General features: G+C 34.4%; 7 protein-coding genes. 1 reads left to right on the top strand and 6 read right to left on the bottom strand.

Going from position 1 to position 18,048, the window contains the following annotated elements; all coding sequences use genetic code 11:
- Positions 1 to 54 precede the first annotated feature (54 nt).
- Together CHB67_RS14590 and CHB67_RS14585 are read right to left on the bottom strand one after the other, a co-directional pair.
- Positions 55 to 3,558 (bottom strand): glycosyl hydrolase, encoded by a 3,504-nt coding sequence (locus tag CHB67_RS14590; protein ID WP_089382532.1) that lies wholly within the window; start codon positions 3,556 to 3,558, stop codon positions 55 to 57.
- A gap of 39 nt (positions 3,559 to 3,597) precedes the next feature.
- On the bottom strand, positions 3,598 to 6,837 hold the full coding sequence (locus tag CHB67_RS14585; RefSeq protein WP_176461287.1) for a family 78 glycoside hydrolase catalytic domain: 3,240 nt from the start codon (positions 6,835 to 6,837) through the stop codon (positions 3,598 to 3,600).
- A gap of 243 nt (positions 6,838 to 7,080) precedes the next feature.
- Between CHB67_RS14585 and CHB67_RS14580 the strand changes: the two genes are divergently transcribed.
- Complete coding sequence (locus CHB67_RS14580; RefSeq protein ID WP_089382530.1) at positions 7,081 to 7,962, top strand: AraC family transcriptional regulator; 882 nt, start codon at positions 7,081 to 7,083, stop codon at positions 7,960 to 7,962.
- A 12-nt stretch (positions 7,963 to 7,974) separates the two neighbouring features.
- Here CHB67_RS14580 and CHB67_RS14575 read toward each other — a convergent pair whose 3' ends face one another.
- The 4 genes from CHB67_RS14575 to CHB67_RS14560 form a co-directional block, all read right to left on the bottom strand.
- Positions 7,975 to 9,891, bottom strand: coding sequence for a hypothetical protein (locus tag CHB67_RS14575; RefSeq protein ID WP_089382529.1), 1,917 nt, complete (start codon positions 9,889 to 9,891; stop codon positions 7,975 to 7,977).
- A gap of 28 nt (positions 9,892 to 9,919) precedes the next feature.
- Complete coding sequence (locus tag CHB67_RS14570; RefSeq protein WP_089382528.1) at positions 9,920 to 13,378, bottom strand: glycosyl hydrolase; 3,459 nt, start codon at positions 13,376 to 13,378, stop codon at positions 9,920 to 9,922.
- Positions 13,379 to 13,463: 85 nt separating this feature from the next.
- Positions 13,464 to 14,168 (bottom strand): fibronectin type III domain-containing protein, encoded by a 705-nt coding sequence (locus tag CHB67_RS14565; RefSeq protein ID WP_089382527.1) that lies wholly within the window; start codon positions 14,166 to 14,168, stop codon positions 13,464 to 13,466.
- The gene (locus CHB67_RS14560; protein WP_176461286.1) at positions 14,168 to 18,010 is read right to left on the bottom strand and encodes a T9SS type A sorting domain-containing protein; all 3,843 of its coding nucleotides are present in this window, start codon (positions 18,008 to 18,010) and stop codon (positions 14,168 to 14,170) included. Before CHB67_RS14560 ends, CHB67_RS14565 begins: the two co-directional genes overlap by 1 nt.
- Positions 18,011 to 18,048: the final 38 nt, after the last annotated feature.

The raw sequence follows: 18,048 nt of genomic DNA, 5'->3' as shown, positions 1-18,048 counted from the left end.
ATTATTTTATGTTATAATTTCCTGCTTTAGCAAATATCTTATCTAATTTCATTTCTACTTTAGCACTTTTACTTTAAATACCATAATTTTTACAGGCCCCAACAAACCCGAAGGTAGCAATTCGGAACTCCTATGCCAATGCTTGTAAGCTGCAAAAGTAGTTCGATCTGTTGGTCGATTAGTATCATCTAAAAGCCAATCAGGCCATTGCTTCACATTGGGGCCTTTTCGTTTATAATCCAAAGGCAATTGCTCATCACCAATCAAACGGTTTGGCCACAGGTTGGTAATTTTCACTTCCAAAGTATTCGTCCCTGCCTGCACAAATTCATCAATATTAAGCCTGAAAGGGGCTTTCCATAAAATCCCTAGATTGTGTCCATTTACGATAACTTCGGCAAGTTCTTTCACGCTGCCCAAGTCTAACTGTAAAGAAATATCTTCTTTAAGAAATTTAGAAGAAACCTCGAACTGTTTTTTATAAGTAGCTGTACCCGAGAAATAACGAATATCATCAATGTTTGATATTGACCACGAGTCCAACTGATCAAAAGAAGTATCTAAGGAAGCTCCTTCTTTCATTGAAAAACTCACGTCCCAAGCCCCTTCTAAAACGATGGGCTTAGGAACAGATTTCACCTTTACCGTTTTACTTTTCCCTTCGGAAGTCAGGTAAGCTATTTCCCCAACGTAAGGAGAAACCCATGAAACAACACCATCCTTATGTATTAATTTCGGTTCTAACACTTCTTGTGTCAATTTTAAGATATCGCCATTGGAAACATGGGCGTATTTCTCCACTCCATTCGTTTTATACGCTACGTGTAAGGATTTCTTGGTAGTAATATCTATTCCTTCGGAAAAACTATCATTAACTGGAATTTCGAATACTCCAGATTTGATTATAGATTTTACTTTTTCGGTCACATCAAAAACAGGATGATTTGGAGGAATGCCATCTACGCCGCGTTCGAATTTCCCAAAAACGGCTCTTAAAATCTGCAGTTCTCCCTTATCAGAAGCAGCTATTACTAGCCACTCTTTTTCCATCGCATTTTTCTCTAGAAGCACATCGCCTATTTTATATTGAATGCGCAATTCTTTATGATACCCTGGTGCCGGATCACCCTTACAAAGGCTACGTGTGACTTGTATATTCAAGCTATTATTTTCTACTTCACCCTTGATCACCGCTGTCACATCCACCAACCCACTAGGCAAGAAAGTACCATATGCTGCTTTTAATATTTCTAAATTGGGCAATGGTTTTGATGCCGGTTTTTGGAGAGTCTGTGTCGTATTTACAATGTGTTTCTCTGATGAGACCATATTTCTGAAAAGGACAAAAACAGAACCTTCAGAAGCAAAAGGAATGTTTACAGTGGTCGTGCCATCACCATTATCCCGCCATACGCTAGCCTTACTTACTTCGCCTGTTTCGGCATTCCACAATTCGGGCTGTAAACCTGACACACGGAAACGACAACCTAGCTCTCGACTTTCTTTCCTCGAATTGACCACAAAATAAATATCAGCATCGTCAGTTTTTCGGTGAATAAAGTCAATCCCCTCACGACTACCTTGTGCAATGGAAAAATCAGGAGGTAAGGTGCCATTTTGCAATTCTTCGACGATAGAATTCTCTTTAATAAGGCCTTTACTCCATAATCTATCGGCTAAATGAGCTACGCTTTCATCACACGAAGGGTAACTATTAAGACTTGGTGATTTTTGTGGCTTAGAGGCTAGTATGGTCGCTCCATCATTGGCCAAGGCTTCAATCTTAGCCAGCACTTTGGGCGTCATCCAAGGACTTGAGGGCATCACCAAAGCTTGGTATTTGTCGCCCAAAGAAGTACAAACCAATCCATCTTTGACGCTTAGTTCGGCTATTTTATTTGCACCTATCAGATCATAGTCATAACCTAGTGCTTTTATCTCAGGTATCAGCAAGGCATCATTGGGCGATGCTTCGCCCGTAAACACCAACACATCGGCAACAGATGTGCCCTGCTGTAACAAGTACTGACCACGGGCAATATAATCAACAAAGGGCTTCCCTTGTTTCCACCAAGTATTCAAGCGATTAAAATCAATACCAAAAGGCCCCAAGGTCAAACCAGGAGCTACATCCCAGGGCTGATGGACATAACAGTGAAGCACAAAACGATTGATGCCTTGTGCCCAAGCCAGATCACCCATTGCTTTCAGTGCGCCAGGGTGTTGCTGCCATCCTCCCATATCGGTAAGCGCCTCAGCCTCTGCTATGGGGCTACCATTCAACTTAGCAATGGAAGCCACAAACTTAGGGGAATCGAAAAAGGCCAAATGTCCGCTCCAAAACTCAGACAGAACGGCATCTGCCTTAGCGCCCACTTGCATATTATCAAAAGGACCCCAATACGGTTCTGTAGAGAACTGCATTCCATATTGATGACAGAGGTCGCCAAAATAACCGTAATAATGATCAGCCATTAAATCGCCAATGGTACGTCGAAAATCCCAAAGAAAGCGTTCTGTTTCTTCTCCACTTTCCACATAATAACCAGCTAGTGTAGGCAAAAAAGAAGTGCAATCGTAAGCGCGAAGTCTTGTAAACTCATCTTCAAAACCTGGTGTCCAGTTTGTAGTTCCCACCTCATAACTATCAATATGGCATCGTTTAACTACTGAACCAATGAGGGTATCAAGTTTATTTACGATGGGCATAATACTGCCTTGCCAGAAAACATCCACCGCCGCGCGACTCATCTTATCACATTCCAAACCTTGACCGCCTTGTGGCGCAGCAATATTTTTTTTACCAGTTGGTGTATGACCAAGTCGTAGAATCACCCAGTCTCCTTCTGGCGCCTTCCATTTTAGTGAACCATCAGCGCTTAACTGCGATGTTAAATCGATAATCTCTATTTTTTTCACCACAGCTGTTGCAGGTACCGATTTATCGTCTGGCCCCAAATGATTTCGCTCTTTACCCGATAAGCTTTTAAAATCTAAATCATTGATGCGTTCTTCGCTTTGAGGCTTTGGGAAAGCAACTACTGCAATATCTTTGTAATAGCCTAACTGTGTTTCTGGCTGAGTCAGTTGCCCCTCGAATACTCCACCACCTTGATGCACAGTTTCTGAATACACCACTTTTTGCATCGCAAATTTTGGGGTAATCACAGGACTACCAGATGAGGACCATCCTGACCCATTATGAAAGCTCAACTCAAGACCTAAACGTTGGGCTTCTAAAGCTGTAAAGTTAAAAAGGTCGAGCCATTCTGGACTCAAATAAGACACGTAGCCTTGTGGTTGTCCCAAACTAGCATTAAAAATCAAAGCCCCTTGAATACCGACATCTTTCATCGCCTCCAAGTCCTTTGTGATGCCCTCTTTGGTCACATTACCATTGATCCAAAACCACATCACACGAGCTCTGGCCGATGGTGGTGGATTCTGAAAATTCTGTTCAAGCGATACGTTTTGACCTTCTAAATCTGTTAGAAACAAACTTAGTAATAAGGTTACAAAAAAAGTTTTACTTAGTAATTTCATTATTTTATCTTTCATCCTCTATACTTTTCTGAAATCTATTAGTATCTGTATCATTTAGTTAGAACTATATATTTTCAACTCTGAAATTGATGCTGCTTTTTTAGCTTCAACAATAAAAATCCTACATTTTGAAGCTGTAACTGACTCAAAACTATGTGCTTTATTAGCTCCACAATTTGTTCCACTTACAATATCTTTCCACGATCCATTTTCCCAATATTGAATTTTATATGCTGAAATATTATTTTCAACTTCATCAATAACCACTTTATTAAAAGTTTGTGGTTTTACCCATTCTACTTCTACATATTGATTATTTAAGTCGTTAGCCAACCAACGTGTTTCAATATTTTCATCATTTGCTTTAAAGGCTTCAAAACCCGGTAACTTTTCAGTTTCAATAAACATAGACGATGCATTCATTCTTCCTAAAGTTGCTAAATTATTTGAAGTTCCTAACGGTTTTGAATATGCTACTTCTGGAAGTTCATTCACTTTAAAATCGTAAACCCCAGATGCTACATTATAAATTACATAATTTCCAACAGCATCACTTTTTTCAGTACCTACAAAATTGACTCCTTCTGAATTTTCTGCTAAAACATCACCTTCTTTAACATTTTCTTTATCAACTGCAGGCAAATACACTTTAGCAGTTGTATTTACAGGAACTTCAATATGAAATGTAGCTGTGTTTGCTTTCTTTATCCAATTAACAACCACATTACCATACATCGATTCGTATGCTGTATTGGCATAAGTTAAATCGCCAACAGGAGCTGGTTTTATAATCATATGTTGCATTCCTAAACTTTCAGGGTTTGGTCTAATTCCACCGAAACCTTTGATAAAATAACCACCAATACCTGTGTAACATGTATGAATTTGACTATTTCCAACAGCAGACCAACGCTCTGGCCATACCGTTTTGCCTTGTTCAATAAAATACCCATAACTTGGATGGTGATTATCTTGAAGTAATTCGTACACTAAATCCATACGCTCACCAGACTCTGTAAAATAGCGTGTATAAAGGGCTTGACCAGAACTTCCTGTATCATAATAAGGAAATTTATACAACACATTGTCTACTAAATTATCATATACTTTTTGCTTTTCAGAATCTGGGGTAACACCTGATAACAAAGCAAAAGCTTGATCTACCTGTAAACCATCAACATATTTACCAGTTTCAGGATTGTAGGATAACTTATGTGTTGCTTCTTGTTGTACTTTTAATCTATCTGCATAGGTTTTAGCATCTTCGGTTTTATTTAATGCTGTTGAAATTTTCATAGCATTATCTAATATAAATGCATATACACAATTATTAAAATGAATTGCTTCAGGAGAATTACTACTTGTCCAAAAATTTCCACGAGGTGTACACCAATCTCCTAAACCAGGAAATTCTCGAGAGCCTTGCTCACCTGTTTTTAGCGCGCCACCTGTTTTATAATTAGAATTTTCAAATAACCAAGTCATCCATTTTTGCATGGACTCATAATTGTCTTTCAATATTTTTTTATCACCTAACATTCTGTAAGTTTCCCAAACAGTGATAGGACTATTTGCTTTCCACATTAAAAACGGACGATCTTCTTCGTTTATAACACCTCTGATTTGACCATCATTCAATTGAGCATCTCGCGTATATTGAAGATACTGATCCATATAAGCGCCACTTTCAAAATTTGGAAGTGCATCACCATACATAGCTGCAACTGTAACTTCTCCCCAACCCCGTCTTTCTCTATGCGGACAATCTACCAATATACCATCCATGGTATTGGCTATATAGGTGTTCAAATTAATTTGGTAGATTTGATTTAATAATTTGTTAGAAGATTTAAATTGACTAATTTGTTTACGATTGTTTGTAATTACAAACCCCTTAACATCTTCCAATTTAGGTTTGTAGTTTAATCCGTAAACTGTAATCCATCTTCCACCAGCAACGTTAAATCGGTTTTCAAATTTACCTTTACCCGATTTTCCGAAAATATATTTGCTTTTTTGTTTCCATGTAGAAGTTTCACCTGTTTGATCACTAATTTCAAACAAAATAGAATCTCCTTCTTTACCTTGAAACAAATTCATTTCAAAAAAACCTGTATAATTTTCACCCATATCAATACGATAAGTACCATCATCATTTTTATCAATAGCAATGGCTTTAATTTCCTTAAACTTTACCTGAGGCTCTACCATTTGTGCACTTAATTTGACTTTTATTGGTTGATAGGGTGCATGTACATCTCTATTTTTATTACTATTTAACGCAAAACTTATGTTGTTACCTTCGGGTATTTTTGCATTTAACATGTTATGGTTGTATACACTAGCATTCATCCAATTGCTATCGTCATATGTTGGAGTTTTCCAATCGTCTTCTCTTTTGCTATCGTCAATTATTTCACCTCCAAAACGTAAAATATCCCAATCGCCATAATACGAACTATAGCTTTTATTAGTTTTCCAAGTAGTATCAGATTTTAGAGTGATTTTCTCACTTCCAGCTATAATTTCTGCTTGCGCTTTAAATACAAAAGGAATATTTCTATACTCTCTAATACGCCTCCATCGTGCCCAACCTGCTGCGTGCCAAATGGCAATTACATTATCTCCTTCATTTAAAAATTGAGTAATGTCATAAGTTAAATAAGGAATTCGTTTTTTCATATAAGATGAAACTGGATTCATCACATTATCTGTTACCTTATTGCCATTTACATACAATTCGTGATAACCAAAAGAACCTACATATACAAAAGCTGATGTAGCTTTTGCGTCTAGCTTAAAAGTTTTTCTGTACCAGTTATGATCTGTTTTTTGTTGATCGCTTTTATAAATCCAATCTCCTTTCCAATCTTCTGGTTGCAAAAGTCCCATTGAGAATTTTCCAGTTTCACTCCAATTTGAGGCATTTCCTGAAACATCCCAAACCTTAACTTTCCAATAGTATTGTTGACCAGATTTTAAGGCTTCCCCCTGATATACATTATTTACCGATGTTGAACTTTCTGTTTTTCCAGAATCCCAAATATCACCTTTATTGTTGTCTAAATTTTGAAGACTACTAGCTACCAAAATGTGATAAGCCGTTTGTTTTTGTCCGCGTGCTTTTTCAGCATCAACAATTTTCCAGCTAAAACGAGGAGTTGTATTGTCAATTCCTAACGGATTGGTACGATATTCACATTTAATATCTGTTGTTAAAACTTTAGATGCAGGTTTACAACTTGTAATTAAAATTGCAGTTATTACAAGCAATAGTTTAAATAATTTATACATTTTGAGAGTATTTGGTAGGTTTTTCATTTTTAAATTTAAAAGCATTTTTTGATTTAATTTATGTAAAACACTTATTTTTGTAAATATTTTTTAATTTTATTATAATCCAAATTCTAACATCCGAAATAACATACTATAATTTAACATTTTAGCTATTTATTTTATTCGGAATTGATACCAAAATTCGATAATTAAATTTATATACCCAATTAACAATTTGACATTTAACTTGCACAAAATGACATGAAAAACATCTACCGAAAATACCTTATGGTTTTTGAACAAGATAAAAATTGGGGTTTTTATGTAAATAATTTAGGAAGAACAATTTTTGAGAAAAATTTAGACTACCCGTCAAAAGACCATCCTGACAACTATGTTTTTACCTGGGACAAAGGAAGAACTTTAGATGAATTTCACCTGGTACTTATTACCAAAGGAGAAGGTATTTTTGACAGTAAAGAAACCGGAATAATCAAAATTTCAGATGGCGATGTTTTTTTGCTATTTCCAGGTGTATGGCATCGTTACAAACCTTTAAAAAAAACAGGATGGACAGAACGTTGGGTGGGGTTTTCTGGTGAAATAGCACAACAATTCCTTTCAAATGGTTTTTTTACACCAAACGAACCTATTATTTCTAAATGTAACAAACCTGCTGTATTGAACCATTTCAATACCCTTTTTAAACTTTTTGATGAAGAATCATTTGGATTTCAGCGGTTAGCTTCGGGAATTTGCCTTCAATTAATGGCGGAACTTTACAATATAAAACAAGGAGGAAATAAAATTGAAGACCTTAACTCTATGGTATCACGTGCAAAAAGTTTGATGTACCAAAACATTTACAAATCAATTGATTTGGAAAAAATTGCATCAAAATTGGGCGTTAGCTATTCTAAATTTAGAATGGATTTTAAAAAGCAAACAGGTGTATCACCTTTACAATATTACTTATTACTTAAAATAGAAAAGTCGAAGGAGTTATTGTTAAACACCGATAAAAATCAAAAAGAAATTGCCTTTGAACTAGGATTTGAATCGGATTATTATTTCAACAGACTTTTTAAACAAAAAACAGGTTTGGCACCAGGGCATTTTAGAAATATTGATAAAACATTTTAAAAAATAACTAGATTAACTTACTTGTATTGATATGTTCAATTCGTTTTTATCGTTTGTAAAAAATGCCTCAATTGGTATTGCTTCTACACCAGGCACCATATTGAATGTTCTTTCTCCAGAAATTTCCTTTATTTTTAAAGGCACATTGGCTTTTATAGTTACCAAACCTTCAGGTTTTTGAATTGAAATTTCATTTTCATTTACAATAGTTACTACTTCTCCTGTTGGTGAAATAATTGGCAATACAAATGCTGTAGCTTCGTTAATTTGCTGGTCTGTTTTTACCGTTATTTTCATTTCTTCAGCAGCACAATTATAGTCAATTTCAAAATCTGACGCCGTTTCACTTACAGCCTCCCGTGCTTCATTTTTAATAATTGTATTTGCTTTTAACTGAATTTTACCATTTGTATCAGAAGATTTTATACTTGCTTCTAAATCAAATAAATTAGTATACCAAACATCGTTTTTAAAAGTTTCTATTCTAGGTGTTAGTGCAATATCTTCACCTGGTTGTGGTTGCTGATTGTTTTTTTCGACCAAATGGTACACAGCCATACTTGCAGCACACAGCAGTCCTACTTCATTATGATACAAAACCCCCAATGCGCCACCCGTTGCCTGACGATAATCGTATTTATAATGATATTCTGCATCATAAGCACTTACAGTACCTCTCCAATCTCCACGTGCAAAAAGCGAAACATCTAAATCTTCAAAATGTTTTACCCCATCAGCAATAGTTCTTGGCAAGGCTGTATTTTTATTTATTTCAGGTAAATGATTCCAATGATCTAACAATGCAGCTAATGGTTTGGCATGTGCAAATGTATGATGTACACAAGGCTCAATACCATGTGAAACATAATGCGGACCGCCATGCAACAGTCCGTTAGCAGTACATTGTTTTAATAATTCTGTATTTTTTACAGCAGCAGTTCCAAAAGCAGGATTAATGTGCGCCATCATACCAAAAGCAGGCTGACTACCATCACAGGTACGGCTTCCCCAATAACTCCACTTGTATTGGCGTGTTCCCCAACTGTTATCCCAAGCTCCATCTGGCAACATAAATTCTAAATGACTATTTAACGATTTTGTTACTATTTGCAACAACTCCTCATCATTTTCTTTCAATGCATACATCACCAAACTATTTAAAGTTTCTTCAACATTGTATCCTAAATCTACACCGTGCAATCCTTTTTTACTTAATTTACTCGAGCTTTTTTTGCATTCACCAAATAACAACCTTTCATTTTTGGTAAAATACACTTTTACTTCAGAAGCAAGTGTTTTACTTTTCGCAATAAAAGCTTCATTATTAAGTACATTACCTATTAAATTCAATCCATAAATAGCTGTACCTGGATAATTAATATTTGTAAAATCTATTGTAAATGTATCGTAAATATATTGTCCTACGCTGGCTAAACGCGCTATCCAAGCAGTACGTAGCTCTTCACTTAACACATGTCCGTGATAATGTAATGCTTCGGCTAAAGCAATGGCGCCAAATACTGAAATACCTTTCCAAGATTTTGGATTTGGTATTACTGTCCAACTACCATCTTCTTGAGAAACATTATTTTCAGCCCAATTCATTACTAAAATAGCACCCTCAATATATTTTTTATCACCAGTAACATCGGCCATATATAAAAAAGGATACACAGCATCCATACATCTACCATGAATATGTGAACAAGATGGACAATCTAACGCACCGTGTTCTTCTAAATTAGAAGGATTGATTATTTGCACCTTTAACATACCATCACACCAATCTTTTAAAAGATTGAACGTTAATTCTCTAAATTCTAATGAATGTTCTGGATGTGCTGCACATGAATTAAATATCCCTGATAAAGGAAGTGTTAACCCTAAGCCTGCTAATGTTGATAGTTGTATAAAATTGCGTCTTTTCATTATATAAATTATGTGTTTATTTAGGAAACTAGTTTATTGTTTTTAACACTACCGGTCCAATTAAACCAGCTTTGTCTAGTGTTGTATCTTCTTTTTTAGGTTTATTTGTGGTCCACGTTTTCTTATTTTCTGTTGAACGTGTATTATCATAAATCAATTGATTTCTCCAAGTATTGGTTACTTTAATTTCTAATGTGTTTTTTCCTTTAATTAGGTTTTCACTTAAATCGAACCTGTAAGGCGGTGCCCAACGTGTTGCTACTTTTTTACCATTGCACCATACTTCAGCAATATTGGCTACCTCACCCAAATCAATACTCATATATTTACCTACACTTTCTAAGTTAAAATCTTTGGTGTACGTTGCAGTTCCTGAATAATGTTGAATAGCTTCATTGTCAAAATTAGTAAGCGATTTTAATTGCGGCACCTCTATAGATTCTGGTGTATCCCAACCTTTTTCAAAAGAGGCTTTCCAATTATTTTGAAGTGAAGTTTCATTTACCGTTACTTCAATTGATTTTACATTGTTTCCTTCATAAAATTTGAATGTACCCGATTTTGAAGCCAATATATTGTTTCCTTTTTTTGAAACTCTTGTAAAATTAGCATCAGAATGAATATTATACCATCCATTTTCAGCACTTAAAATAGTTTCATTTTCAAAATCAACTTTTGAAGAAAACGGCTGCTTATCTCCTTTTGGAAAAACAACAATAGCACTACCACTTGGATCAAAAGATATAGCTACATTTATTTTTTCGTTTTCCTGAGACCATACCATTGCATCTTGCTGTTCACCTGTAAAAGCATTCCACAATTGAGGGTGGGCATTAGCCACTCTAAAACTTAATGAAACATCTAAACATTTATCACTTGTGGTACTTACAAAATAAATATCAGCATCGGCAGTTTTACGGTGAATCCAATGAATTGGCAAACCTTCAGGTACTGTTACATCAGGAGTAATGCTTTCAGCCTTTAAAACAGCATCAATGGTTTGTCCCCAATATACTTTACCCAAACCAACTGTTTTTACACCAACTGTTTCAGTTCCCCATAATTCATCTGAAATTGATTTAAGCATTTTTAAATCGTTTGCATCATCCATTAAACTTGGAGACCCCATAGGTTTATCTCCAACAATTACAGCACCTTGAATCACCAATTCTTTTAACTTTTGAATAGTTGAAAGCAACATTTCATTGGAATCTCTAAGTAAAATAATACGGTAATCACCAGCATGTTTTACATTGATTTTTCCGTCTTTTACCGCTAATTTAGATTGTAATATTTCTTCATTTAAATAATCAAAACGATACCCTTTAGGAAAGTAATCTAAATCAAAAGGAGGACGTTCAAAATGATCTCCATAATACCAAAGTACATCTGCCACATATTCTCCTTGCTGTAACATATATTGGTTACGCGATAAATAATCAATCCAATTTGGCATATATTTCCACCAAGTTTGCGCTCTTACCAAAGGAAATCCAATATTTCCTCCAAAGCTTGAACCAGGAGCTACATTGGTTTGCGGCGTATGAGAAAACGTATGAAATACCAAATGATTTACACCTTTTGTAAAATTGTAATCAATTAAATATTTCACATCAAAAGGGTGTTCATTCCATTTTACTCCAACTTGCGTACAAGCTTCAGCTGCCAACAAAGGTTTATTATATAAATGTGTTGCCGATGCAGCTGAAAAAATTGGTTTTGCGTATTCATTTTGACTTGAAGGTGATTTTGGATACCAAAATTCTGTCATTGGTATATCACTTACTCCGTAATAACGCATAGGGTCTATTGGTAACACTTCACCTCCAGCACCTTCAGTATACACTTCTGCTCCCATTTCATGAGCCACAGTAGCAAAATGACTGAAGAAATTATCAATATACACATCATCCATTGTTTGGCGAATGTCTCTTAAAAACTTGGTAGTTACTTCTGGACTTTCAACAATATAACCCATAGTAGCTGGTAAATATTTTTTCATACTATAGCCTCTACGTTGTTCAAACTCTAGAAACATATCTTCAGAATTCATCGTCCATGTTGGCACATGACTTTCCCAACTATCTATTAATAAACCGTTTAATTTCCCATCGCCAATTGGACCTCCATCTTTAATCATTTTACCAATCATTCCATTTCGCAAATGGTTTTCAATGGCAATTTTATCTAATTTACTCGATTCCCAACCTGTTGATTCAGGCATTGCAGGTTTATTGGTTAATCTCATATTGATATGACCAAAACGTACTACTGTCCAATTTCCCTGCGGAACATTCCATGTTAATTTTCCTTCTGAAGTCATTTTTTCTGAAAGATTCACAATTTTATTAGCAGGAATAATCGTATTTTCAGCATAATGGTATGTTATTTCATCTTTAATACGACGCATAGTTTTAGCAGCTTTTGCTTCGTGATTATGAAGTCTTGGCTTTGAAGTTAAATGAATAAATTCTGGTTGAATTACATGAGCTCCTTCAAAAGTGAACACAAATTCCTTTGAAGTTGTTTCAGGAATTGCCATAGTATGCTGTTTTTGTCTGTCGTTCCAGTTAGCATCAGGAAGTTTAATAACAGCAATTTCAGTTAACGTATTTTTAATAAGTGCTTGAACTTTTATTGTAACATCAATTCTTGGATACTGCGTATCCATAATAATATGGCGCAATGGTGGGAAAACAACCGACCTAAGTGTGACTGGATTTTTAAAGGTGGTTTTTACCCAAGTGTTTTTTGCTTCTACTTTTGCAATTCCTTTTGCTCTGTATTGTTTGAGATCTTTATCTAGCCTTGTTGTTTTGGCTGTAACAATAATTTTTGAATTAGGATTAAAGATGTCATCCCAAGGTACAATAGCATTATTACTTTCGATTTTTGAAGGATTGAGTTTTTCTGTATCATCACCCTCTGGAGTTGGAAATGCAACTACTTGTACATCTTTATAATCATAATCTGGAGTTTTATACAACGAATCTATTGAAAGAATATCATTAAACTCCTTTCCGCCTTCTAATCGGTAAACCGTTTCTACAATTTCTCTTTGTGCTTCTTCAACAGGTACCCACGGACCACCAGTCATTGACCAACCTGGGCAATTTTGCATGGTAAATTTTAAACCTAAACGTTTACATTCATCAGCAGTGTGGCGAACCATATCTTCCCATTCAGGAGATAATACTTTAATTTGCTCAACTCCAGGAAATATACGTCCATTTTTACTGAATAAATGAATTCCTTTAATTCCCGCATATTTTATTGCTTCAAGATCTAGTGTAATACCCTCTTTACCAATATTATTACCATTAAAGTGAAACCAAGTTTCGGGATGATAAGCCATTTCTGGCGTTTGAAATCCTTTACTTAATTCGTTGAAATTAGGTGTTATATCACTTTGTTTTTTGTCAGTATTTTCATTGGGTGTTTTACATTGAACACACAATAATAATATTGCTAAAAGTAGAATTCGCATTTTTTTCTGATTTTTGAATTATTAATTTATTACCTGTTAGGTGTAATTATTATTAACAATTACACCTAACAGATTCATTTTCAATTTATTTTGTACTAAAATTCCAAACTTGTCCTATTGTTTCTCCGCCTTTTCCATCTTTAACAACAACTTTAAAATAGTAAGTAGTTGCTACAGTTAAATTTGAAGCTACATAGGTTGTTTCAGATTGATTTTCTGAAACATTTTTCAACGGTGGATTTACCGTATCTAAATACACATCAAAAGTTAAAGCATCATTATCCACATCACTTGCTGTCCTACTTAAGTTTGCACTTGTTCCATCAATTATTTCATTAGAAGTTGGCACAACTAAATCTGGTGAAAATGGTAAGTGATTGGTTACACCATCTCCTTCAGTTAAAAATTGACTGCTTGACGAAAAATCACTTTCAGCATTTTCACTATCTATTGCCTTTACGCGCCAGTAAAATGCTTTTCCTTTTTCTAAAGTAATAGTTGTACTATTTGTACTGACTGTTTTAGTTTGTGCAATGCTTGTAAAACCACTATTCTCAGAAATTTCAATCTTATACTTTAAAGCATCATTGTCTAAATCTTCAGACTTGTTCCATTGAAAATTTACGTTGTTATTTATACAAAGTGTATTATTTAATGGATAAACTTGCTCCGGAACTAATGGAGGTCTATTTTCTGGTGTTTCTTCAACAGGATTAGTTTCTCCTCCACCTCCACAAGCAACTAATACACTTAAAATTATAACTAAAAATAAATATGTTATTCTCATCATTAATTCTTTATTACTTTAATAAATACAGGTTTTTCTAAATTCAACTTCACAAAATAAACGCCAACAGGTTTGTCGCTAATATTTAAACTAACACTACCACCTTGAACTGTGTATGTTTGTGATGAAATTAATTGAGATTGTATATTGTATATTTCTATGTTTGCCGTTTTTATATCTTCTGGTAAATACATCTCAAACAAACCATTTGTTGGGTTAGGATACACACGCACATTTTCTAATAAATCGATACTTTTTGAAAGCACACCTTGACAAGCTGATTTACTTTGAATTTGCAATTGATCACCATGATTTATTTCAACAGAGAAGTTGGTTTGATATGTTTCTAAAATGGTTTTTCCATTTTTAAGCACTGTATAAGGCGCTGTTCCTTTGGCAATAGAAACAGCAGCTATTTTTTTGTCAACCTTTATTTTTCCTTCTAATTTAGATCCGCCTTCAATAGTTACGTTGTAACATTGTTCAAAAGTGTCCCCTTCAATGGTAATACATAAATCGTAGGTTCCAGGGCTTAACCCATCTACCGTTAAAGTTGAATTAAAATTGTGAGTATTACCGTTTATAGTTGCTATATAATTACGATCTAAACTAGCTTCAATTTTAAGGCTTCCATTTTGTTTTCCTGTACAAGTTTCTCCAACAGTTTCAATAAGGAAGTTATCAGACGCTAACTCAAATACATATTCATAATCAAGGGTATATGCTAACAAGCCTTTTTCTTCACTATCGGCATCCAATGTATATCCGTCAAAAACAAGTTGTTGTCCTTTCCCTACATATAAAGAAACATTGGTTTTTCCATCTTTTACATTTAAACGTACAATTCCAAATCTTCCTGTAAAATCAATATTTAAATTAGGTAAGTTTAGCTTTATATCATCTTCATCATTTGCTAAAATAATATCGGTTATTTCGGCTCCATTTACTTCTGAAATTACTTTAACACCAACTACTTTATTATTGTTATAAATATTTGTTGTTGATTTAATGGTACTTTCTTGACTGTCTGAAGGTTCATAAATAGCAACAAAAGGTTCGTTCCAAGCTTCACCAATTTTACGCATGGTTATTACTGGAGTTTTCTTTTTATCGTAATCATTTAACGCCCCTTTTGTATAAGGAGCTAGTGCTGTAGTATATTCACGCTCAATTCCGGCAGGAATTGAAACATTCATAAATTTATTTACTGCATTTAATGCAAATGAAGCTTTTATTGCTTTTTGGGTTGAAGCTGATGAATTTACATTTTCAAAAAAGGTCCAACCTGTAACATCACCTACTTTATCAGTTGCATATTTAGTAGAGGCATTTAATGGCACCGCAGAATTATCTGTAAATTTCAATGAAACTGCATCTCCTATATTATGATAAATATAATCGTGGTAATCATCAGAAGTTTTACTTTTTGATCTTAAAATATCAAAATAATAACCTGTTGATTCACTTGTACGAATGATACTATTGGTACGTTGTTGCAAACAATCATTAAAAGAATCATCAATAAATTGTGCTGAAAAAGAGAAGTTATTAGAAATTGACGTACCATAAGACTTAGGCTCACAAGCTTCTAAAGCTACGCTTGCTACTTTAGTAAGCCAATTGTTTCCTCCACGTTTTCCAGAGCCATTAACAATTACTGTGTTATGTGACGCATGACGTACTCTATAATTTTCATGTTCATCTGACCCATAAGAACCACTTCCGCTTTCTGCACCTGTAACCTGACCTTTACCATACAACTCTAAATCAATCCCTGTTGAATGTGTATGCACGTATGCTGATCCTCCTGAGTAATACATTAAACCATTATTTTTAACATCTGTAGTGTTAAAATTTCTTTGAACTAAAAGTCCTGCATGTTTTAAATTATAAGTTGTTTCAACTTTAGGAGCAACTGCCGTTTCTGTAGCTGCTACATGTTCTCCCCACAAGAGTTGCAGTGGACTATTAAATTCAAGTCGTTCATACTCTATTACAGGCACATATCCTCCATTTTGGTCATAATAATGTTTTAAATTTTGTGTTGCCAATTGCTTATAGCTTGGTAAATTTTTTCTGGTAGCAATACTTAAAATCCATCGATATTCATTAGTCATATCTCCGTCTATTCCTGAATCACCAAAACGCATTAACTCATTAGAAGGATAAAACCAATTGGCATAACCTATAAAACCATCAAGAATATTTAAATGATTATTTAATAAATTTAAACTTGGATTGTAACGATCTATTACATTTAATGATTGAATAACTAACCCATGAGAATCTTTTGAATAACTAAATGTTTCTGGCCAAACACCATTTTCAGTAAAATTGTTAAGTGTCCAAGTATAGGCATCAAAACTTTCATTGGCATTGTTGTAAAAACGGTTAAAATATTCATCTTTTTTTGTATCATTAGCAATCATTAAAAGATTAAATAAAGCACCATTTCCTGCTAAAACAGAATGATTACTATGAGGAGCTCTAATACTCATAAAAACAATATCGGCTAAATTAGCCACTGTTGTTTGCGCAACAGCGTCATCAAACTTTTTTCTTGTTTTAGTTTCATAATCATAAACCGTAGTACTTACATTATTCACATAATTATAAAGAAAGTCATAGGTAAGCGCTATTCTAGGAAAAAGTGTTCTTGACTCCAACCAACCATCATCAAACATTAATCCATCAGTGCCTTCTTGATATTTTTGCACTGGTTGTACCGCTAGTCTTTCCATATAATGGCTTAAAATATCTGCACTGTATTGAGCGTAAGAAGTGTCATTTGTTAAATAATATAAAATTGCAGCTTCTGTCATTGATGCTAATATTTCGGTATGACTTGTTCTATCAGAAAATAAACCTGGAATTGCAGGAATTGTTTTTAATATTGCCTCTTGATCTGTAACATGTGTATTTTTTTTAATATCAACACTTGACTTTAATTGGTTGTAGAGTGAACTAGCCCAATCGTATTCATGAATATTATCTACTATATGTTGTCTTTCAGGATAAGAAGCCCAAATAAAAGGATGTTTTAAGCTTAAATACTCTGTTGGTGTATCTGGTAAATTTATTGGAGCTGTAGGCGGTGTTGTACTTTCATCTTCTAAATCTATCATTTCAATATTATCAAAATCAAAAGTTCCTGTACCTGAAGCTGAAGTTGCTTGAATTTTAAATCCGCTAATAACACCTTTAGCATCGGTGTTTTTTAAAGAAAAATCATCAATACCTCTAGTTGTTCCAACCCAAACATCCATTTTACCATTTACTACTGTTTCTGTGCTTCCATTAGGAGCTGTATAAGTTTGATTGCTACCAGAGTTATTTACCACAAAAGTAATGGTTTGCTTACCTGAAAATATTGAAGAACTAGGTGCGCCTCCAATATTATCAATGGTAGAAACTTTAAATTCTCCATTAGCTGTTTGAGCATTAATTCCAAATCTACTTGTAAAGTCTGATGAAGATCCAGAAGAGGCACTTGAGAAACCAGACCCTATAAAAACACTAAATAAAGGACTTTGCGTACCAGCTTGGTAGTTACTAACTTCAAAATCAAATTTTAATTGTACAAATGTTGGATTTGCAGCAAATGTAAAATTACGATACGCATAAATAGTAGCTGTACTAGTTCTATTAAACCGAAGAGCTCTATTAATAATACTCGCTGTTAGATTGGCTCCGTTAGGAGAAATATTATCAAATTGTCCTATGTTGGGAGTTGTACTTACATAGTCTGCAATAGAAGTAGAACTGCTAAAATCTTGTTTAAAAATCTGAGCATTTAATGAGATACAAAAACTCATTGCTAACGATAATAGTAAAAATTTCTTCATATAATATATTCGGGAGACAAAATCAATCTTCATCATAA

Source organism: Lutibacter agarilyticus, from assembly GCF_900188235.1.
Lineage (GTDB): Bacteria > Bacteroidota > Bacteroidia > Flavobacteriales > Flavobacteriaceae > Lutibacter > Lutibacter agarilyticus.
Note: the sequence above shows the minus strand (reverse complement) of the source record. Positions and strands in the feature narration are given on the sequence as shown.